Raw genomic sequence first — 16,752 nt, forward strand, 5'->3', positions numbered from 1 at the left:
GAACGGCGGATAGATTTTGTGTTGTGGCAGTGTGTTTTTGGGTGCGGGCAGGGTGGATGGCCCGGTGGCGCTCGGGTGGGCGGGTCTTCGGGGTCCTGGGTCGTCGGGACGGGGGATTCGCGGGTTAGGCCGCGGTGGGTAAGGCCCGGATCCGGGCCAGGACGGTGGGCAGGAGCTGGCGGTCGGGCGGCAGCCGCAGGATCAGCTGGCGGCCGTGGTGGACCAGGCGGGCTGGGACGCAGAGCAGTTCGTGGCGTAGGCGGGCGCCGTGGGCGCGGTGACGCTGGTCGATCCCGGTCAGGGCTTGCAGCAGAACGGAGATGTTCCCGGCGAGCAGGGCAGCCCACATCCACACCGTGTTGATGGCGTGGTCGCCCGACGGCAGATGCCGCAGCGCGGCCCCGAGTTTGGCTTCCCGGATCCGGTCCTCAATGTCGGTGCGGCGGCGGAACCAGGACTCGACCTGCGTGATCGAGGCAACCGGTGCGGCCGCCTCACCCGGCTCCGCCGGCTCCGCCGGCTCGGCCGGCTCGGCCGGCTCGGTGGGGTTGGCCGGGTGGTCGTTGGCGGGGATATTGGTGACGATGAAGGAGACCGCGTGAGTTTGGCAGCCTGATTTGGCCCCACTGTGACGGCTTGAACTGGCCCCACCTGTGTGTCTGTGTGGGGGTGTCGTGACGGTCTGATTTGGCCCCACCCGGGTTGGCTCGATGTGACAGGTGTCGTCGAGTCGAAAGCGGGGCGCGGGGTCGTGTGGAGGTCGAGGGTGGAGTTGTTCGAGCAGATCCGCCGGGATAGGCGGCTGGATGAGTCGATCTCGATCCGGGGGCTCGCGGATCGGTATGGGGTCCATCGCCGTACGGTCCGGGCGGCGTTGGCGGATCCTGTTCCGCCGCAACGGAAATTGGCGGAGCGTCGGGCTCCGGTGCTGGATGGGGCGCGGGAGTTGATCGACGCGATGTTGACCGCGGACCTGACCGCGCCGCGGAAGCAGCGGCACACCGCGGTCCGGGTCCGGGACCGGCTGGTGACCGAGCACGGGCTGGTGATCTCGTATTCCACGGTCCGTGATTATGTCCGCGTGGCGCGGCCGCGGATCGCCGCGGAGGCCGGCCGCAGTCTGGATGAGGTGTTCGTGCCGCAGTGGCACGAACCGGGCGCGGAGGCCGAGGTCGACTTCGCTGATTTGTGGGTTGACTGCCAGGGGCAGCGGGTCAAGTGGTATTTGTTCACGTTCCGGATGTCGTACTCGGGCAAAGCGGTTCACCGGGTGTACCAGTCCGCGTCGCAGGAGTCTTTCCTGGCTGGGCATGTTGCCGCGTTCACCGAGCTCGGTGGGGTCCCGGTGGGCGCGATCCGGTATGACAATCTCTCGGCCGCGGTGAAGAAGATCTGCCAGGGCCGCTCGAGGGTCGAAACCGACCGGTGGACGATCTTCCGCTCCTACTACGGCTTCGACGCCTTCTACTGCCGTCCTGGCCGCGACGGCGCCCACGAGAAGGGCGGTGTCGAGGGTGAGGGCGGCCGGTTCCGCCGTACCCATCTGGTCCCGGTCCCGGCGGTGACCAGTGTCGGGGAGCTGAACGCGTTGTTGGCCGGGTACGACACCGCCGACGATGCCCGGCGGGTCGGATCGCGCACCAGCACAGTGGGGTTCGACTTCGCCCACGAGAAGCCGCTGCTGCGGCCGCTGCCGGCTGAACCGTATGAGGTCGCGACCACGTTGACCCCGCGGGTTGATCGACACGCCCGGGTCAGCGTGCGGCAGGTCTCCTACTCCGTCCCGGCCCGGCTGGTCGGGCGGCGCGTGCGGGTGGTCCTCGACGACGAGCACGTGCAGTGTCTATGACGGGCAAGCCCTGGTCGCGGTCCATGCCCGCTCCACCAATCGCGGCTCCCAGGTGCTGGTGCTCGATCACTACCTCGATGTGCTGGCCCGTAAACCCGGGGCGCTGCCCGGCGCGTTGGCGCTGGCCCAGGCCCGCACCTCCGGGGTGTTCACTTCCACCCATGACGCCTGGTGGGACGCGGCCCGCCGCGCCCACCCCGACGACGACGCGGCCGCGACCCGCTCCATGATCGAGGTGCTCCTGCTGCACCGGAACCTCCCGGCTGCGGCCGTGCTGGCCGGGATCCAGGCCGCCCTGGCCATCGGGGCCACCAATCCCGATGTCGTGGCCGTCCAAGCCCGCCACGCCGCCACCGCCCCGGACAGCGGGATCGTCATCCCCCTCCCCGCCCGGATCGAGACCGACCCGCGCCCGGTACCCGACCTGACCGCCTACGACACCCTGCTCAACCCCGCCACCACCACCGAAACACACTGAGACAGAAAGAAGAATCCTCATGCCAGCACGAACTGCCACCCACGCCCGCGGCACCAGCAGCATCGGCGGCGGCGACGCCGCCGCGATCGCCCCCGTCGCCATCGCCGCCCGCACCCTGGGCCTGCCCACCGTGCGCGACGACCTCGACGAACACCTCGCCACCGCCGAACGGGAACACCTCTCCTACGCCGGATTCCTCGCCGACCTCCTCAGCGCCGAATGCGACGACCGCGCCACCCGACGGCAAGCCCGCCGCGTCCGCGAAGCCGGGTTCCCGAGACCGAAACGGTTGGAACAGTTCAACTTCGACGCCAACCCCGCGATCAACCCCGCGACCATCAACACCCTCGCCGCCGGCGAATGGATCACCACCGGATCCCCGCTATGCCTGATCGGGGACTCCGGCACCGGGAAAACCCACCTGCTCATCGGGCTCGGCACCGCCGCCGCCGAACAAGGCCACCGGGTCCGCTACGTGCTGGCCTCGAAACTGGTCAACGAACTCGCCGAAGCCGCCAGCGAGCACCAACTCGCGAAAACCATCGCCCGCTACGGCCGGCTCGACCTGCTCTGTATTGACGAACTCGGCTACCTCAGCCTCGACCGCCACGGCGCCGAACTCCTCTTCCAACTACTCACCGAACGCGAGGAAAAGGCCTCCATCGCCATCGCCGCGAACGAGCCATTCTCCTCCTGGACAACAACATTCACCGACCCGCGCCTCTGTGCCGCGATCGTCGATCGCCTCACCTTCAACGGCCACATCATCCAAACCGGCACCACCAGCTACCGACTCGCCCACACCCGCAAGAACTAAGACAGAACCACCAGCCTGGGGCCAGTTCAAGCCGCCACAGTGGGGCCAAATCAGGTTGACATACTCAGACCGCGTGGGCGTGGGTGGCCGCGCCCTCCAAGGCGAGGGTGAGTTGGTTCTTCTCGATGGTGCGTCGACGCCGTGAGCGGGGGTCGTCGGAGATGTCCTCGGCCTCGATGCGGACCCGGCGCACGATGGTGTACGTGTGCGGCGGCCACCCCTGCGGGGCGTAGTCGACCGCGGCGACCTGCGCGCCGGGCATCCCCTCCGCCGCACCCCAGGCGTCCTCGGGGATGGCGGCGTAGGCGCGCCACATCGCGGTGTTCCGTTTCGCGGCGATGGCGAAGTCACACCCGGCCGCCACCGCGGCGTGGGCCAGGTCGGCGGTGAAGTAGCCGGCATCCGCGCGCACCCGCAACCGATCCCAGTCGGCCGCGGCCGAGCGGATGTCCTCGGGGATCCCGGCCAGGACCCGGCGCAGCAGGTCAGCGGCCCGGGGCCTCACATCCTCATTCCCCGCGAGCAACTCCGCGGCCAGGGTCAGCCCGGCCTCGGCCCAGGTCCCCAGATGCGGACGGCCCGCGCGCTGACCGTGATAGTTGTAGGCCACGCCCTGCTTCGTCGGCCCGTACACCTCCACATCGGTGGAATCCAAGTCCACCGTCACCGCCGCGGCCAGCACCGCCCGGCGGGACGCCGGCAACAACCCGACCGCATGACCGGTCAGGTCCGCGACCGCACCCTCACTCTCCAGGCCGGCCAGCTGCGCCGGCCCGAACCGGCGGGCCAACCCCGCCGCCGTGGTCGAGGCCAACACCGGCACCGCCGACAACGCGGACCCGGCCACATCCTGGCGCTGCCGGTCCAACGCGGCCAGCACATCCCCGCCGAGCAACTGGCACTGCGCCAGCGACACCAGCACCTGCCCGCCCGTCGCGCCCCGCTCCCGCTCCTTGATCGCACCGATCCCCCGGTCAAGGCGCCCGACCAGGTCCAGTTTCTCGATGAACTCCGCGAGCGCTGCCACCCCCGAGGTCCCGGTCAACGACGGATCCGGCGCGCCGATCCGCACCCGCTTCCGCACCCGGCCACGACCACGTACTCTCTTCATCGACAAGGTGCTTCTCCTCGCTGGCCAATCGAAGGCTTCGTAACCCCGATTCTCCCAGTAGGACAAGCACCTTCGTCACATCACACGCCGATCACCCCACCACTACTCGCGGATCCGGGTCTGAGTCCACCTATTTCGAATAGGCGCATGAGCCGTCAGGTGCGGGAAGTGGAGAACGACACCCAGCGGCGCCTTTAGGCCGAAGTTACGGCTGGTTGACGTGGCGAACCCCCTGCTGGGCAGGGGGTTCGCTGGTTTGGGTGTTGGTGGTTCTGTCTACTTGCCGTTGATGGTTAGGGGGATGGGGGCGTTTAGGAGGGCGAAGGTGTGGCGTTGGGTGGGGGTGGGTTCGGCCAGGGTGGGCACGAGGGGTGTGGTGTGGTCGGTGCCGTAGCGCAGGTCGTTGCGGGTCAGGGTGGCGAGGTGTTTGAGCAGGGCCGGGAAGGACCGCACGGGCTGGTCGTGGTCGTCGGTGTGTCGGGAGGCTTTGCGGTCCGCGGCCGGGGAGCGGTGGGCGGGGGCGACCGGGTCGGCGGGTGTTGGCGGGTGTTCGTCGGTGAAGGTCAGGGGGGCTAGGGTGGCGCGTAGGTGCCAGGTCAGGTAGGCGGCGAGCATCACAATCAGGACGTGGGCGCGGACGCGGTCTTCGAGGCGGTGGTAGATCGGGCGCAGGTCGAGGTCGGTGGCTTTGATGCTGCGGAAGTCGCGTTCGACGTGGGCGAGGTTTTTGTAGGCCTGGACGATGCTGGCGGGGGTGAGGGTCTCGGCGGGCGTTGGGGTGCGTAGCACGTAGATGCCGTCGAGGGCGGCTTCGGCGGCGATCTGGCTGGTTTTGCGGGTGATCACCACGGTGGTGTCGGTGATGGTCAGGTCGAAGTGTTTGGCCATCCGGTATTTGTTGAGGAGTTTGCCGACCCGCAGGCCGATCGTGTCGGCGCCGGCTAGCCGGCCCTCGGCCACTGCTCGCTGGGTGGGGGCCAGGGCGGTTTCGGTGGCGGTGAGCAGGTCCTCGCGTTTGCGGGCGCGTTCGGTGGCCAGGAACGGGTTGCGGCAGGCGATCAGCCGTTCCCCGGGGTAGTCGGGGTGGCTGATTTCGGCCAGGTTGTGTTCATCGAACAGGGTTGGTTGAAGCGGGCCGCCCTCGGCGGCAAGGGTTTTGATCGCGGGGGCGCGCAGCGCGGTGATCCAGCCGAGGTCGGCTCGGGTGGCCGGGTCGGTGTTGGTGTGGCGGATCGCGGTGATCCGGGCGGTGGTGATCATGCCGCGGTCGCCGACCATGACCATCTCGGTGAGTTTGAAGGTGTCCCGCACCAGGGTGACGGCCTCGATGAACGCGGTGGGGTCGGCGGTGTTGCCGGGGAAGACCCGGATCGCGACCGGGCGACCGGCCGGGTCGGTCAGCAGCCCGTACTCGATCTGGGTGCGGTTCTTCTTCCCGTCGCGGGAGTAGCCGCGCCGGGCCAGTGGGCAGTGGCTGCCTTCCATCCACGAGGACGATAGGTCGAACAGCGCCATCCGGGCGGGGTTGGCGTCGGCGGCCAGGTGGCGCCGGGCCAGCTGCTTCTCGATCGCGTCCTGGCGCCCGAGTAGCCAGTCCATCGCCGCGTAGACCTCGTCGGTGGAGGCACCGGCCAGGTCGAGGTCGACGCCCAGGGTGGTGTCGGCCCACCAGGAGATGGTCGCCAGCTTCGAGCCGGGTGCCAGCACTCGGGCGATGATCAGCCCCATCGCCAGGTCCCGGGCCCGCCCGGGCGGCCCGAGTAGCCCGGGTAGGCCCAGGGCCCGGGCTTGGGCCCACACCGCGGCCACATGCCCGTGCGGCAGGGAGCGGGTGATGGTGGCGGCCTGGTCGGCCGGGATGAACGCCTGCCCGGCCAGGCAGGCCCGGATCACCTCGATCAGCTCGGCCGGCAGGTGGGAGAGGTTCGCGACCGTCTCGTTGCGCACCTTGCCGTTCTCCCGCCAGGAACGCCGCAACAGGTGGGTCTCGTAGTCCCGGGCCACCCCGTCCTTACCAACATAGTGACGACGGTACGTGGTCACATGAACCGCTCCACCACGTTTCGCCATACCGCCAAAATATCACACCATGCCGGATCGATCGATCCACTTTAGTGACGACACACCGAGGGGTTAGAAGCCGCATCACTGCAGGTCAAAACGGGGATCAGCCCTCAAACCACTCGCAACTTCGGTTTAGGGAAGCTCAGCGATCGGAGACCACGCCCGCGTCGAGAGGAGCCCATCGACACGCTTTTCGCCCTTCGGTTCAGGTGGGAGACCCCACCAGGAAGTTCCGAGAGCAGATTGCGAACTCGACCGGCGCCTCGCGGATGGCCGAGTAGATCGCCAGCTCCATTCGTGCGCCTCTAGTAGTCGCCGACCGTGATCGTTGCCGGCACTGCTGCCGGAGCGTCGAGGATCGGCACGACGAGGTGAAGTCCGAGTGCGGCTGCAACGTTGATGTAGGCGCCGATCGTGACCGAGGGGTTGCCTGCCTCGATCCTGTGCAGGGTGACACGCGAAACGCCAGCAGCTTCGGCACAGACGACTGCCGTGACACCGAGGGCCGTCCGGCGGTCGCGCAGCCGGGCGCCTAGTTGCGGACAAGTCGCGGATGCTCTGCCAGACAACTGCTCGGGGCGCGTCAATCTTGAGTGCTTGGATGGATTCGTCGAGACGTTGCGGGCGATCTTGGACGTGGGCGATCGCCTTCCTCAGGCTCTCGCCGACCGTCCTGCCGTATGCCGCGACCGCCTTGCGCGCGCCGGCCTTCAGGGCGACCGTGTCGGGCTTCAGCATGGCCAGGTCGATGAGATCGCGGCTGAACGTCGACGTGTCAGGTCCGCGAAGATCGAAGGTCTGGGTCGAAGCTCGGACTAGCCACACGTCATACCGGTCAGTCCGCGAAAAATGGCCTCACGGTCGGCGACCGTCCAGCGGTCCGCACACATCCGCGCAACCGGGGACTACGCCCGCCGTCGAGAGGAGCCGATCGACACGCTTTCGCCCGTAGGCGTACCGATTGGGTCCTCTCGATATCGTCGGGCGTGCCGATCACCTCCGCCGATGCACTCCACAGCGCCGGATGTCGGCGGCGCGCTTCAGCACTTTCGAGTTCGCCCCCGGACAGGTCAGGTTGCCCATTCGGGGAGAGCAGATCCCCGGTCCACCCACGAGGTCAGAGCCTTGCTCAGGCTCCCTGGCGCCGCCCGAGGGCCCAGCCGATCAGGACGCCGAGCAGCCCGACGGCGAGATGCGGCGCATAGGCGCGCAGCACCACGGGCAAGACGGTCGCGCCCAGGTCAATCGAGTCGTCCTGGGTCGTCGCCGCGGGCCGGGGGGACGACGGCGCGTTGGCCGCAGCCACTCCCGCGTCGGAAGCCGGCCGCGTCCCGTCGCCATCGGGCGCCGCGCGGCCGTCATCCGATGCTTCGGAACCGGACGTCTGCGTCGTGGCTAGGGACTCGCTCGCCGCCTCAGCCGACGGCTCGGCCGCCAACTGGCCCGCGATGCAGGCCACGAACTGCTGCAGCAGCTTGTCCGAGACGTCCTGCATGACCCCGCGGCCGAACTGCGCCGGCTTGCCGGTGATCGCCAGGTCGGTCGTGACATCGACGCGCGTGCCGCCGCCCGAGGGCGTCAGGTGGATCGTCACCGTCGCCCCCGCGGTCCCGTTGCCGCGCTTGTCCTTGCCCTTGGCCTCGATGATCGCGTGATGGTCGGCGTCGTCGCGGGCGAGGAAGGACCCGGACCCGAGATAGACGAGCGCGATCGGGCCGAGCTTGACCTTGACCGTCCCCGAGAAGCCGTCCTCGGTCACCGAGTCAACCGTCGCCCCCGGGAAGCACCCCCCGACGCGTTCGAGGTCCATGAAGGTCGCCCAGACGTGGTCGACCGGCGCCGCAACGGTGAAGTCGTGGGTCAGCTCCATCGGCCTCAGCCTCCCGCCGCCGCGAGCACCGCACGCCGGGTCAAGACGGTGGCCAGATGCCGCCGATAGTCGGCACCGCCGTTGAGATCGCTGGGCGGGTTGGTTCCCTCTGCCGCCGATGCGGCCACCGCCCGGACCGCCTCGTCCGTCGCCGGCGTCCCGACGAGAGCCGATTCAACTGCGCTGGCACGCAACGGAGTCGAGCCCATGTTGGTCAGGCCGATCTTGACTTCGGCGATCGTGCCACCCTCGACCCGGACAGTCGCGCCGACCGCGACGATCGACCACTGGTGCGCTACGCGCACAAATTTCTCGTATGCCGCTCCCCACCCGGTGTGCTTCGGGATCCGGATGGCGGTGAGCAGTTCGTCGTCGCCAACGGCGGTGGTGAACAGGTCCTCGAAGAAGTCGGCGGCGGCCACCGTCCGCTCCCCGCCCGCCCCAGTGATGACCAACTCGGCGTCCAACGCCAGGACCGGTGCGCCGACATCCCCCGCGGGGTCCGCGTGAACCAGCGCGCCGCCGATCGTTCCGCGGTGCCGGATCTGGGGATCGGCCACCGTCTCGACGGCGGCGGCTAGCACAGCGGCGTGCTTGCGGACGAGATCGGCGGCGAGGATCTCGGCATACGTCGTCGTGGCTCCGATGACGATCGCGTCCCCGTCCTCCCGGACCCCGCGAAGTTCCTCGATCTTGCCGAGGTCGACGACCACCTCGGGTGCGTTAAGGCGCATCCGCAGGATCGGGAGGAGCGACTGGCCGCCGGCGAGGACCTTGGCCTCGTCACCATGCTCGGCGAGTGCGCTCAGCGCCTCGGCGACGGTGGGCGGTGCGACATAGTCGAAGGCGGTGGGGATCACTGCGCGTTCCCTTCTCCCGTGGTGCCGGGATCGGCATTCGTCGAGGCGGCCTGGTCGAAGTGCGCTTGAGCTTCAGCGCTCACCGAGCCGTCGTGCGTGCCGGCCGACTGGATCGCCTTCCAGACGCGCTCGGGGGTGCAGGGCATGACAACGTCGTGAATGCCCATGGGCCGCAATGCATCGACAATGGCATTAACCACAGCCGGTGTTGACGCGATCGTTCCTGCCTCCCCGACTCCCTTGGTGCCCAAGGTGTTTGTCGTGGACGGTGACGTCGTGTTCTCGGTCACGAAGGAGATCGTGTCTGCCGCGGTCGGCAGCGTGTAATCGACAAACGAGCCGGTCACCAGCGTCCCGTTCTCGTCGAAAACCGCTTCCTCCCAGAGGGCTTGGGCGATTCCCTGCACAAGGCCGCCGTGCACCTGGCCTTCGACGATCAGCGGGTTGATGATGTGCCCGACGTCGTCGACGCAAACGTACTTGCGCATGGTGCTCGCGCCGGTCTCGGTGTCGACCTCCATCGCGCATAGGTGAGTGCCGTGCGGGAAGGAGAAGTTGTCGGGGTCGAAGGTCGCGTCGGCGTCGATACCGGGCTCGATTCCCTCGGGGTAGTTGTGCGAGGCGAAGGTCGCCAGCGCCACCTCGGTGATGCCGATGCCCTGGTCGGTGCCCTTGACGCCATACCGGCCCCCGGAGAATTCCAGGTCGTCGACACTGGCCTCGAGCAAGTGGGCCGCGAACCCCTTGGCCTTCTCGATGACCTTGTCGGCGGCCCGCACGACCGCCTCACCGCCGACGACGAGCGAGCGGGAGCCATAGGTGTCCAGCCCCTTGTAGGCCACCTGGGTGTCGCCATGCAGCACCTCGACGTCCTCGAAGGGCACACCCAGCCGGTCGGCGACGATCTGACTCCAGGCGGTCTCATGGCCCTGCCCGTGCGGCGAGGTCCCGGTGATCACCTCGACCTTGCCGGTCGGCAGCATCCGGATCGAGGCGCTCTCCCAGCCGCCCGCGCCATACGACAGCGAGCCGAGGACGCGCGACGGCGCCAGCCCGCACATCTCTGTGAACGTCGAGACCCCGATGCCGAGTTGCACCGGGTCGCCCGACTCCCGGCGACGGGCCTGCTCGGCACGCAACTCGTCATACCCGAAAAGCTCCTTGGCCCGGGCCGTCGCTGCCTCGTAATTGCCGCTGTCGTAAGTCATTCCGGCCACCGAGGTGAACGGGAACTCCTCGTGCGTGATCCAGTTCCGCTCCCGGATCTCCAGCGGGTCGACCCCGACCTCAGCCGCCAGCTCGTCCATCAACCGCTCGATGGCAAAGGTCGCCTCCGGACGGCCGGCTCCACGGTAGGCGTCCACCCAGGTGGTGTTGGTCAGCACCGTCTGGCAATTGAACTGGTAGGCCGGGAACTTGTAGATCGCGTTGAACATCCACGCCCCGAGCACGGGCACACCACCACCGACGATGGCAACATACGCGCCGAGGTTGGCGAGCAACTCGACCTTGAGGCCGGTGACCGTGCCGTCCTTGGTCGCCGACAGCGTCAGCTTCTGGTATTGGTCGCGGCCGTGATGACCGGAGACGAGCGACTCGCTGCGCGTCTCGGTGTATTTGACCGGCTTGCCGAGCTTGCGGGCCACGGCGAGCGTGATGAACTCCTCCGGCGTCGTCTGCAACTTGCCGCCGAACCCGCCGCCGACGTCGGGGGCGATGACCCGCACCTTGGACTCCGGTATGCCGGTCGTCGCGGCGATGAGGAAGCGCAGGATGTGCGGGATCTGGGTCGCGGAATAGACGGTGATCTGCTCGCCGGTCGGGTCGACAACGGTCGAGCGCGGCTCCATGAACGCCGGCACGAGTCGCTGTTGGCGGTATTCGCGCTCGATGACGATCCCGTCCTCGCGGGCCGCGGCAATCGCCTCGTCGACATTGCCGCCCGTGCCGGCCTCGGCCGAGTCGAGCTTCCAGAACGCCGACTTGTTCGTCCCCTTGTCCGGATGGGCGAGGATCTCGTCCTTCATCGCCTCCTGGGCATCGAAAACCGCTGGCAGTTCCTCGTATTCGACGTCGACCAGCTCCGCGGCATCGCGCGCCTCGGCCGCCGAGCGGGCGACGACGGCGGCGACGATCTCACCGGCACACGCCACCCGCTCACCGGGCATCGGCAGGTGATCGGGGGTGACCTGCTCCGGAGTGATCGGCCAGGCGTTGGCGCACGCGCCCATCCCGTCGGGGAAGTCGGCGGCCGTGACCACCGCGACCACATTGTCCGCCGCTGCCGCGGCGCTGGTGTCGATCGAGACGATCCTCGCGTGGGCGTGCGGGCTGCGGACCATGGCCAGGTGCAGCATGCCCGGCAGCACGATGTTGTCGGTCCACTTCGTCCGGCCGGTGATCAGCCGTTGGTCCTCCTTGCGGAGGCGGCGGTTGCCGATCTCGCCGCCGGTGGGCCGCTCGTCGGGCCGGTCGATCTCCGGGCTTTCTTCGGCGATCTCGACGAGGGCGTCGGGACTGACGGTCATCTCACTCACCACCTTGGGAGCCGGCGCACTGGGCGACGGCCTTGACGATGTTGTGATAGCCGGTGCAGCGGCACAGGTTTCCCTCCAAGCCGGCGCGGATCTCCTCCTCAGAGGGGTTCGGATTCTCGTTCAGCAGATCGATCGCCTGCATGATCATGCCGGGCGTGCAGTAGCCGCATTGCAGGGCGTGGCACTCGTGGAAAGCTTGCTGCATCGGGTGCAGTTGCCCGTTGCTGGCGATCCCCTCGATGGTGGTCACCTCGTGCCCGTCGGCCTGGACGGCCAGGACATTGCACGACTTGACGCTGCGGCCATCGAGGTGAACGGTGCAGGCACCGCAGTTGCTGGTGTCGCAACCGACGACGGTGCCGACCTTGCCGAGGTCCTCGCGAAGGTAGTGCACGAGCAGGGTTCTGGGCTCGATGTCGTCGGTGTAGGTGTCCCCGTCCACCGTGACGGTGATGCGCGTCATGCGGTCACTCCTTCGTGCCCTTGATTCTCCGCAGGTTTCGGTTGCGCCCGATCCTGCCTAACCGCCGGGGAGGTGACAAGGGTCACTCAGTCGTATGCCGCATCTGCGGTTCCACTCTGCTCGGCTGTCGCCGGGTATGCGGTCGCGCCCGGCAGGAGCTGCGTCAGCGAGCGGCCCGCCAGGACACCGGTGTCACGTCGCCGGGGACCAGAACGCGTTTGCCGGAACCGTCGAGCGACCGCATGACATACAGCTGGTAGGGCACGTCGGAGTCCGGCTGGTAGCGCGCGGCGATCAGCTTCCCGTCCGGGGACCACGCATAGTTCGTGGCGAAGTCATCTACAGAGTCACTGGCGGCGCTCAGCACGTATTCGTTCCCCGTTGACCACGGTGGTCGCGCTGGGCGCACCGGCAGCAGCGGGCATGGCGCCCACGCCCGCAGACACACCGGTTAAAGCGAGCCCGAGGGCCGCGAGAAGCGACGAGGCCACGCGGATCGATTGCGTTCCCATGATTGTCCTTCCCGCCCCATGTCTTGTCATGGCACTCACCCAACGTCGACGGGGGTGTGCCGGTCGCCCTTGCTTCCGTCTCCGAGCTGTCCGTAATTGTTTCCGCCCCAGCACATGATGCGCCCGCTGGTCATGAGCAGGCAGACGTGCGAGGCTCCGGCCGACGCGAGGGCGGCCGACCCGGAGGTTATCCCCACAACCGGGACGGGTGTGCGTCCCCGGGTCCAGCGCAACGACCGTGATCATCGAGTTCATCGACCGCGATGGGGTCCGCCGGGCCGCGCTCCAGTATTACGGCGAGGACCACCGCGGCTGGCAGCTCGTGCACGTGACGAGCTGCTGAGGGGGCCGGTGGAGCGCGCCCCGCAGCCGCCGCCGACCGGCCGAGCGCGTCACAAAATCAACCGCGCCGGCGAGAGCGTCACCTCGAACGGTTGTCGCGCCGTCCACGCCTGGTCGCCGACAACGTGCGCCACCTGCTCATAGTCCCCACCCACGAGTTCGTATGCCGTCAGGCTCGGCTCGCGGGGATCGGCCAGCCAGAAGGACGGGCACCCCGCCCGGGCAAACCGGGGCAGTTTGCGCGTGCGGTCGACCCGCTGGGTGCTCGGGGAGAGCACCTCGATCGCGAGCAGCGGCGGGCCGGGAAGGTCCTTGTCGGTGAACTCGGCCCGCGGCGCCACGAGCAGATCGGGTTCGAGGACGCTGATGTCGTCGAGCGCGACATCGAACGGCGCCATGAGGACTACGAGTCCAGGGGGGCACGCAGCGCGGAGCGCGAGATGCAACTCACCGACCATCCCCTGATGGCCGAAGCTGGGTGACGGCGTCATGATGAGGACACCGTCGATGATCTCGTGGCGGTAGCCGTCATCGGGCAACGCATCCAACTCGGCCCGGGTCCAGATGTGATCGTCGCGGATCACCACCGCATCGCTTCGGGTCACCGTCATGCCGTCCATGATCCCCCCTTCTTGTCATGTGTGCCAGCTTGGCAGGCCGATCATCCCAGGCGGCTACCGCACGAGGACAGCCTGTGGATAACTCAGTGGTGAATCGGGCCGTCCAACCCGGCCAGGCGCTCCCCGCCCCCGCCCCACTGCAGCGCAATGATCTCGGCGGCGATGCTCACCGCGGTCTCCTGCGGTGTGCGGGCGCCCAGGTCGAGGCCGACCGGCGAGGACAGCCGCGCCAGCTCGCGCTCGGTGAGCCCCACCTCGCGCAGCCGGGCCAACCGGTCGTGGTGGGTCCGCCGCGACCCCATGGCCCCGACATAGCCGACCTCGGGCAGCCGCAGGGCAATCTCCAGCACTGGCACATCGAACTTCGGGTCGTGGGTGAGCACGCAGATCACCGTCCGCCGATCGATCCGCCCGGCATCCGCCTCCTGGGCCAGATAACGGTGCGGCCACATCACGACGACCTCCTCGGCCGCCGGGAACCGGCTGGCGGTGGCAAAGACCGGCCGGGCGTCGCAGACGGTCACGGCATACCCCAAGAAGGTGCCGACCTCCGCGACGGCGGCGGCGAAGTCGATGGCCCCAAAGACGATCATCCGCGGGCGCGGGGCGTATGCCGCGACGAAGACCCGCATCCCCTCACCGCGGCGCTCGCCGTCCGGCCCATAGGTCAGCGTGTCCGAATGCCCGTGCGCCAGTTGACCACGGGCGTCGTCGACGATCGCGGCATCGGCGCGCTCGCTGCCCAAGGTCCCGGCAAACGCCATGGGGCGCACGACGATTCGCCGCCCGACGCGGGTGGGATCAACGTGCTCGACAACCGTGGCCACGGCAACCGGGCGCCCCTCGGCGATATCGGCGGCGACCTCGCCCAACTCCGGGAAGCTCGCGCGATCGACCCTCTCGACAAAGACGTCGAGTATGCCGCCGCAGGTCAGCCCGACCGACTCCGCGGTTTCGTCCGAGACGCCATACCGTTGCAGCACAGGGTGATCCGACTTGAGCACCTGCTGCGCGAGTTCATAGACAGCTCCCTCGACACAGCCGCCCGACACCGATCCGACGGCCTCACCGCCGGGTCCGACGAGCATCGCGGCACCGGGCGGGCGGGGCGCGGACTGCCAGGTCGCGACGACAGTTGCCATGCCAACGGCCGCATCAGCCGACCACCAGGCGAGCAGCTCCGCCAGGCCCTCACGCATCGGCCACCACCTCGATCAGCTCCTCGAACGCCGCCAGCGAATGCCCGGCGACGAAGTGATCGAGGTGCGGCAACGCCGCAACGATGCCCCCTTGGACGGGCTCGTATGCCGCTCGCCCCCGGTGCGGGTTGGCCCACACCACCGCGTGACTCACCGCCCGCAGCCGGCGCAGTTGCTCCCCCAAGGCGGCCGGGTCGCCGCGCTCCCACCCGTCGCTGAAGATGACGACGACGGCGCCGCGCGCCATGCCGCGCCGGCCCCAGCGGTCCAAGAAGGCCTTGATCCCCTCGGCCAGGCGCGTGCCGCCCGACCAGTCGGGCACGGCATCGCCCACCGCGACCAACGCCCGATCGGCGTCCCGATGGGCCAGCGCGCGGGTCACGTGGGTCAGCCGCGTGCCGAGCGTGAAGACCTCGACGGGCATCCGGCTGCGGCAGAAGGCATGTGACAGGCGAAGGAGGGAATCGGCATACGGACCCATCGATCCGGAGATGTCGACAAGCAAAACGACACGGCGCGAACGCTGTCCGCGCCGACGCCGGTGAATCCGCCCGGGCTCGCCCATGCGACGCAACGAGTCCCGCAATGTGCGCGGCGCGTCCACCGGTCCACGCGAGGCGGGGTGGTGGCGGTGATCCCGCCGTAGCGGGGGCCGCGGGCGCAACTGCCCAAAAAGTGCCGCCAGCTGGCGCTTCTCGTCAGCCGACAGCCCCGAGACGTCCCGGTGGCGCAGCACGTCGGTGGTGCTGGCGGCGGCGCGCACCACATCGGGATCGTCGCCGGCACCCTCTCCGGCATCCCCGCTCAGATCAGTGGTCGAGGTCGGCCGGGACAGCGCCGGGTTGCGTTTGGTGCCGCCCTGCTCGCCGGCGAACCAGGAGGCAAAGACCACGTCGTGCCGCTCCAGATCGGCTGGTGAGCCGCACAGCGTCGCCCGGCCGGCGCGATAGACGTGCGCCGGGTGCTCCAGGCCAACAGCGGCGACGGCTTCCAGGTAGGCGCGCTCCCGGTCGGCGCTCACCGCGACCCCGGCTGCCCGCAACGCCCGGGCAAAGCCGAGAAGGATTTCGGCGCCGCCACGCAGCGGGAGGTCACGTCCGCCCAGCCGTGCCTGGTCACCAACCGGACCGGTCACGGGGTCAGCACCTTATCCAGCGCGTCGCGCACCCGCTGCGCATCCTCGCGGTACTTCACCGCCACCCCGAGCGTGGCCGCTGCCGTCTCGGTGTCGAGCGTCCGGGTGCCCAACTCGTGCAGGGCCCGCGCCCAGTCCAACGTCTCGGCGACCCCTGGAGGCTTGAACAACTCCCTGTCGGCGCGGATCCGGTGCACGGCACGGACGACCTGGTCGGCGAGGGCCGGCTCGATCTGCGGGACGCGCACGCGCAGGATGGCCAGCTCACGCTCGATTCCGGGGTGGTCGATCCAGTGATAGAGACAGCGTCGTTTGAGCGCGTCGTGCAGGTCGCGGGTCCGGTTGGAGGTGAGCACGACGGCCGGGGGTGTGGCGGCGGTGATCGTCCCGATCTCGGGAATCGTCACCTGCCAGGTCGAGAGGACCTCCAGGAGGAAGGCCTCGAACTCATCGTCGGCCCGGTCGACCTCATCGACGAGCAGGACGCTCGGCGCCCGGAGCGCGCTCAGCAGCGGCCGGGCGAGCAGGAAGCGCTCGTCGAACAGTGATTCCTCGACGCTCGCGACATCCCGGGCCGCGCCGGCGACCGCCTCGAGCGCCCGCACGTGCAAGATCTGGCGGGGAAAGTCCCAGTCATACAGCGCTTGGGTCGCATCGATCCCCTCGTAGCACTGCAGCCGCACCAGGGGCAGCCCGCTGGCCATCGCCAACGCCTCGGCCAGCGCGGTCTTGCCCGTCCCCGGCTCACCCTCCAGCAGTAACGGCCGGGACAGGCGCAGCGCCAGCCACCCGACCGTCGCCAGGGCGTCGTCGGCCAGGTAGCCGGTGGCACCCACGGCGCCAGCGAGGTCTCCCGGAGTTGGATAGGCGGTGCGCAGGTCCATGCCCCCAGCAT

At 68.9% G+C, this 16,752-nt stretch carries 16 protein-coding genes and 1 pseudogene; 3 read left to right on the forward strand and 14 right to left on the reverse strand.

Annotation, left to right across the window (positions count from 1 at the left end):
- Positions 1-124: 124 nt before the first annotated feature.
- Positions 125-697 (reverse strand): transposase, encoded by a 573-nt coding sequence (locus V9G19_RS20180; RefSeq protein WP_462287203.1) that lies wholly within the window; start codon positions 695-697, stop codon positions 125-127.
- A 54-nt stretch (positions 698-751) separates the two neighbouring features.
- On the opposite strand from V9G19_RS20180, the pseudogene istA reads away from it, so the two are divergent.
- A pseudogene (gene istA, locus V9G19_RS20185) lies at positions 752-2,327 on the forward strand (IS21 family transposase).
- A 19-nt stretch (positions 2,328-2,346) separates the two neighbouring features.
- The gene (gene istB / locus V9G19_RS20190; protein ID WP_462287204.1) at positions 2,347-3,144 is read left to right on the forward strand and encodes an IS21-like element helper ATPase IstB; all 798 of its coding nucleotides are present in this window, start codon (positions 2,347-2,349) and stop codon (positions 3,142-3,144) included.
- A 64-nt stretch (positions 3,145-3,208) separates the two neighbouring features.
- Here istB and V9G19_RS20195 read toward each other — a convergent pair whose 3' ends face one another.
- The 9 genes from V9G19_RS20195 to V9G19_RS20235 form a co-directional block, all read right to left on the reverse strand.
- The gene (locus V9G19_RS20195; protein ID WP_462287205.1) at positions 3,209-4,255 is read right to left on the reverse strand and encodes a transposase; all 1,047 of its coding nucleotides are present in this window, start codon (positions 4,253-4,255) and stop codon (positions 3,209-3,211) included.
- Between the two features lie 276 nt (positions 4,256-4,531).
- Positions 4,532-6,325: an IS1634 family transposase gene (locus tag V9G19_RS20200; protein ID WP_462287206.1), complete on the reverse strand. Its 1,794-nt coding sequence runs from the start codon at positions 6,323-6,325 to the stop codon at positions 4,532-4,534.
- 299 nt (positions 6,326-6,624) lie between these two features.
- A complete protein-coding gene (locus V9G19_RS20205) occupies positions 6,625-6,906 on the reverse strand; it encodes a helix-turn-helix domain-containing protein (RefSeq protein ID WP_462287207.1) in 282 nt (93 codons plus the stop codon).
- A 542-nt stretch (positions 6,907-7,448) separates the two neighbouring features.
- On the reverse strand, positions 7,449-8,189 hold the full coding sequence (locus tag V9G19_RS20210; RefSeq protein ID WP_462287208.1) for an SRPBCC family protein: 741 nt from the start codon (positions 8,187-8,189) through the stop codon (positions 7,449-7,451).
- Positions 8,190-8,194: 5 nt separating this feature from the next.
- The gene (locus V9G19_RS20215; RefSeq protein WP_462287209.1) at positions 8,195-9,049 is read right to left on the reverse strand and encodes an FAD binding domain-containing protein; all 855 of its coding nucleotides are present in this window, start codon (positions 9,047-9,049) and stop codon (positions 8,195-8,197) included.
- Positions 9,046-11,577: a xanthine dehydrogenase family protein molybdopterin-binding subunit gene (locus tag V9G19_RS20220; RefSeq protein WP_462287210.1), complete on the reverse strand. Its 2,532-nt coding sequence runs from the start codon at positions 11,575-11,577 to the stop codon at positions 9,046-9,048. Before V9G19_RS20220 ends, V9G19_RS20215 begins: the two co-directional genes overlap by 4 nt.
- 1 nt (position 11,578) lies before the next feature.
- Positions 11,579-12,049 (reverse strand): (2Fe-2S)-binding protein, encoded by a 471-nt coding sequence (locus tag V9G19_RS20225; RefSeq protein ID WP_462287211.1) that lies wholly within the window; start codon positions 12,047-12,049, stop codon positions 11,579-11,581.
- A 163-nt stretch (positions 12,050-12,212) separates the two neighbouring features.
- Positions 12,213-12,416: a hypothetical protein gene (locus V9G19_RS20230; protein WP_462287212.1), complete on the reverse strand. Its 204-nt coding sequence runs from the start codon at positions 12,414-12,416 to the stop codon at positions 12,213-12,215.
- Positions 12,417-12,596: 180 nt separating this feature from the next.
- Positions 12,597-12,758 (reverse strand): hypothetical protein, encoded by a 162-nt coding sequence (locus tag V9G19_RS20235; protein ID WP_462287607.1) that lies wholly within the window; start codon positions 12,756-12,758, stop codon positions 12,597-12,599.
- Between the two features lie 11 nt (positions 12,759-12,769).
- Between V9G19_RS20235 and V9G19_RS20240 the strand changes: the two genes are divergently transcribed.
- A complete protein-coding gene (locus V9G19_RS20240) occupies positions 12,770-12,904 on the forward strand; it encodes a hypothetical protein (protein ID WP_462287628.1) in 135 nt (44 codons plus the stop codon).
- Positions 12,905-12,953: 49 nt separating this feature from the next.
- Here the strand turns inward: V9G19_RS20240 and V9G19_RS20245 are convergent, their stop codons facing one another.
- The 4 genes from V9G19_RS20245 to V9G19_RS20260 form a co-directional block, all read right to left on the reverse strand.
- Positions 12,954-13,514, reverse strand: a complete 561-nt coding sequence (locus V9G19_RS20245; RefSeq protein ID WP_462287213.1) for a Uma2 family endonuclease — start codon at positions 13,512-13,514, stop codon at positions 12,954-12,956.
- A 92-nt stretch (positions 13,515-13,606) separates the two neighbouring features.
- Positions 13,607-14,722 carry an XdhC family protein gene (locus V9G19_RS20250; protein ID WP_462287214.1) on the reverse strand — a complete coding sequence of 372 codons (1,116 nt, stop codon included), beginning with the start codon at positions 14,720-14,722 and terminating at the stop codon, positions 13,607-13,609.
- The gene (locus tag V9G19_RS20255) at positions 14,715-15,857 is read right to left on the reverse strand and encodes a vWA domain-containing protein (RefSeq protein WP_462287215.1); all 1,143 of its coding nucleotides are present in this window, start codon (positions 15,855-15,857) and stop codon (positions 14,715-14,717) included. Before V9G19_RS20255 ends, V9G19_RS20250 begins: the two co-directional genes overlap by 8 nt.
- Entirely contained in the window at positions 15,854-16,741 is an 888-nt protein-coding gene (locus V9G19_RS20260) for an AAA family ATPase (RefSeq protein ID WP_462287216.1), read from the reverse strand. Before V9G19_RS20260 ends, V9G19_RS20255 begins: the two co-directional genes overlap by 4 nt.
- Positions 16,742-16,752: the final 11 nt, after the last annotated feature.

The organism is Nostocoides sp. (assembly GCF_037045025.1).
Classification (GTDB): Bacteria; Actinomycetota; Actinomycetes; order Actinomycetales; family Dermatophilaceae; genus Nostocoides_A.

Coding starts and splice junctions, on each gene's coding strand:
- istB (WP_462287204.1), top strand. CDS start 2,347: ATGCCAGCACGAACTGCCACCCACGCCCGCGGCACCAGCAGCATCGGC.
- V9G19_RS20195 (WP_462287205.1), bottom strand. CDS start 4,255: ATGAAGAGAGTACGTGGTCGTGGCCGGGTGCGGAAGCGGGTGCGGATC.
- V9G19_RS20200 (WP_462287206.1), bottom strand. CDS start 6,325: ATGGCGAAACGTGGTGGAGCGGTTCATGTGACCACGTACCGTCGTCAC.
- V9G19_RS20210 (WP_462287208.1), bottom strand. CDS start 8,189: ATGGAGCTGACCCACGACTTCACCGTTGCGGCGCCGGTCGACCACGTC.
- V9G19_RS20220 (WP_462287210.1), bottom strand. CDS start 11,577: ATGACCGTCAGTCCCGACGCCCTCGTCGAGATCGCCGAAGAAAGCCCG.
- V9G19_RS20225 (WP_462287211.1), bottom strand. CDS start 12,049: ATGACGCGCATCACCGTCACGGTGGACGGGGACACCTACACCGACGAC.
- V9G19_RS20245 (WP_462287213.1), bottom strand. CDS start 13,514: ATGACGGTGACCCGAAGCGATGCGGTGGTGATCCGCGACGATCACATC.
- V9G19_RS20250 (WP_462287214.1), bottom strand. CDS start 14,722: ATGCGTGAGGGCCTGGCGGAGCTGCTCGCCTGGTGGTCGGCTGATGCG.
- V9G19_RS20260 (WP_462287216.1), bottom strand. CDS start 16,741: ATGGACCTGCGCACCGCCTATCCAACTCCGGGAGACCTCGCTGGCGCC.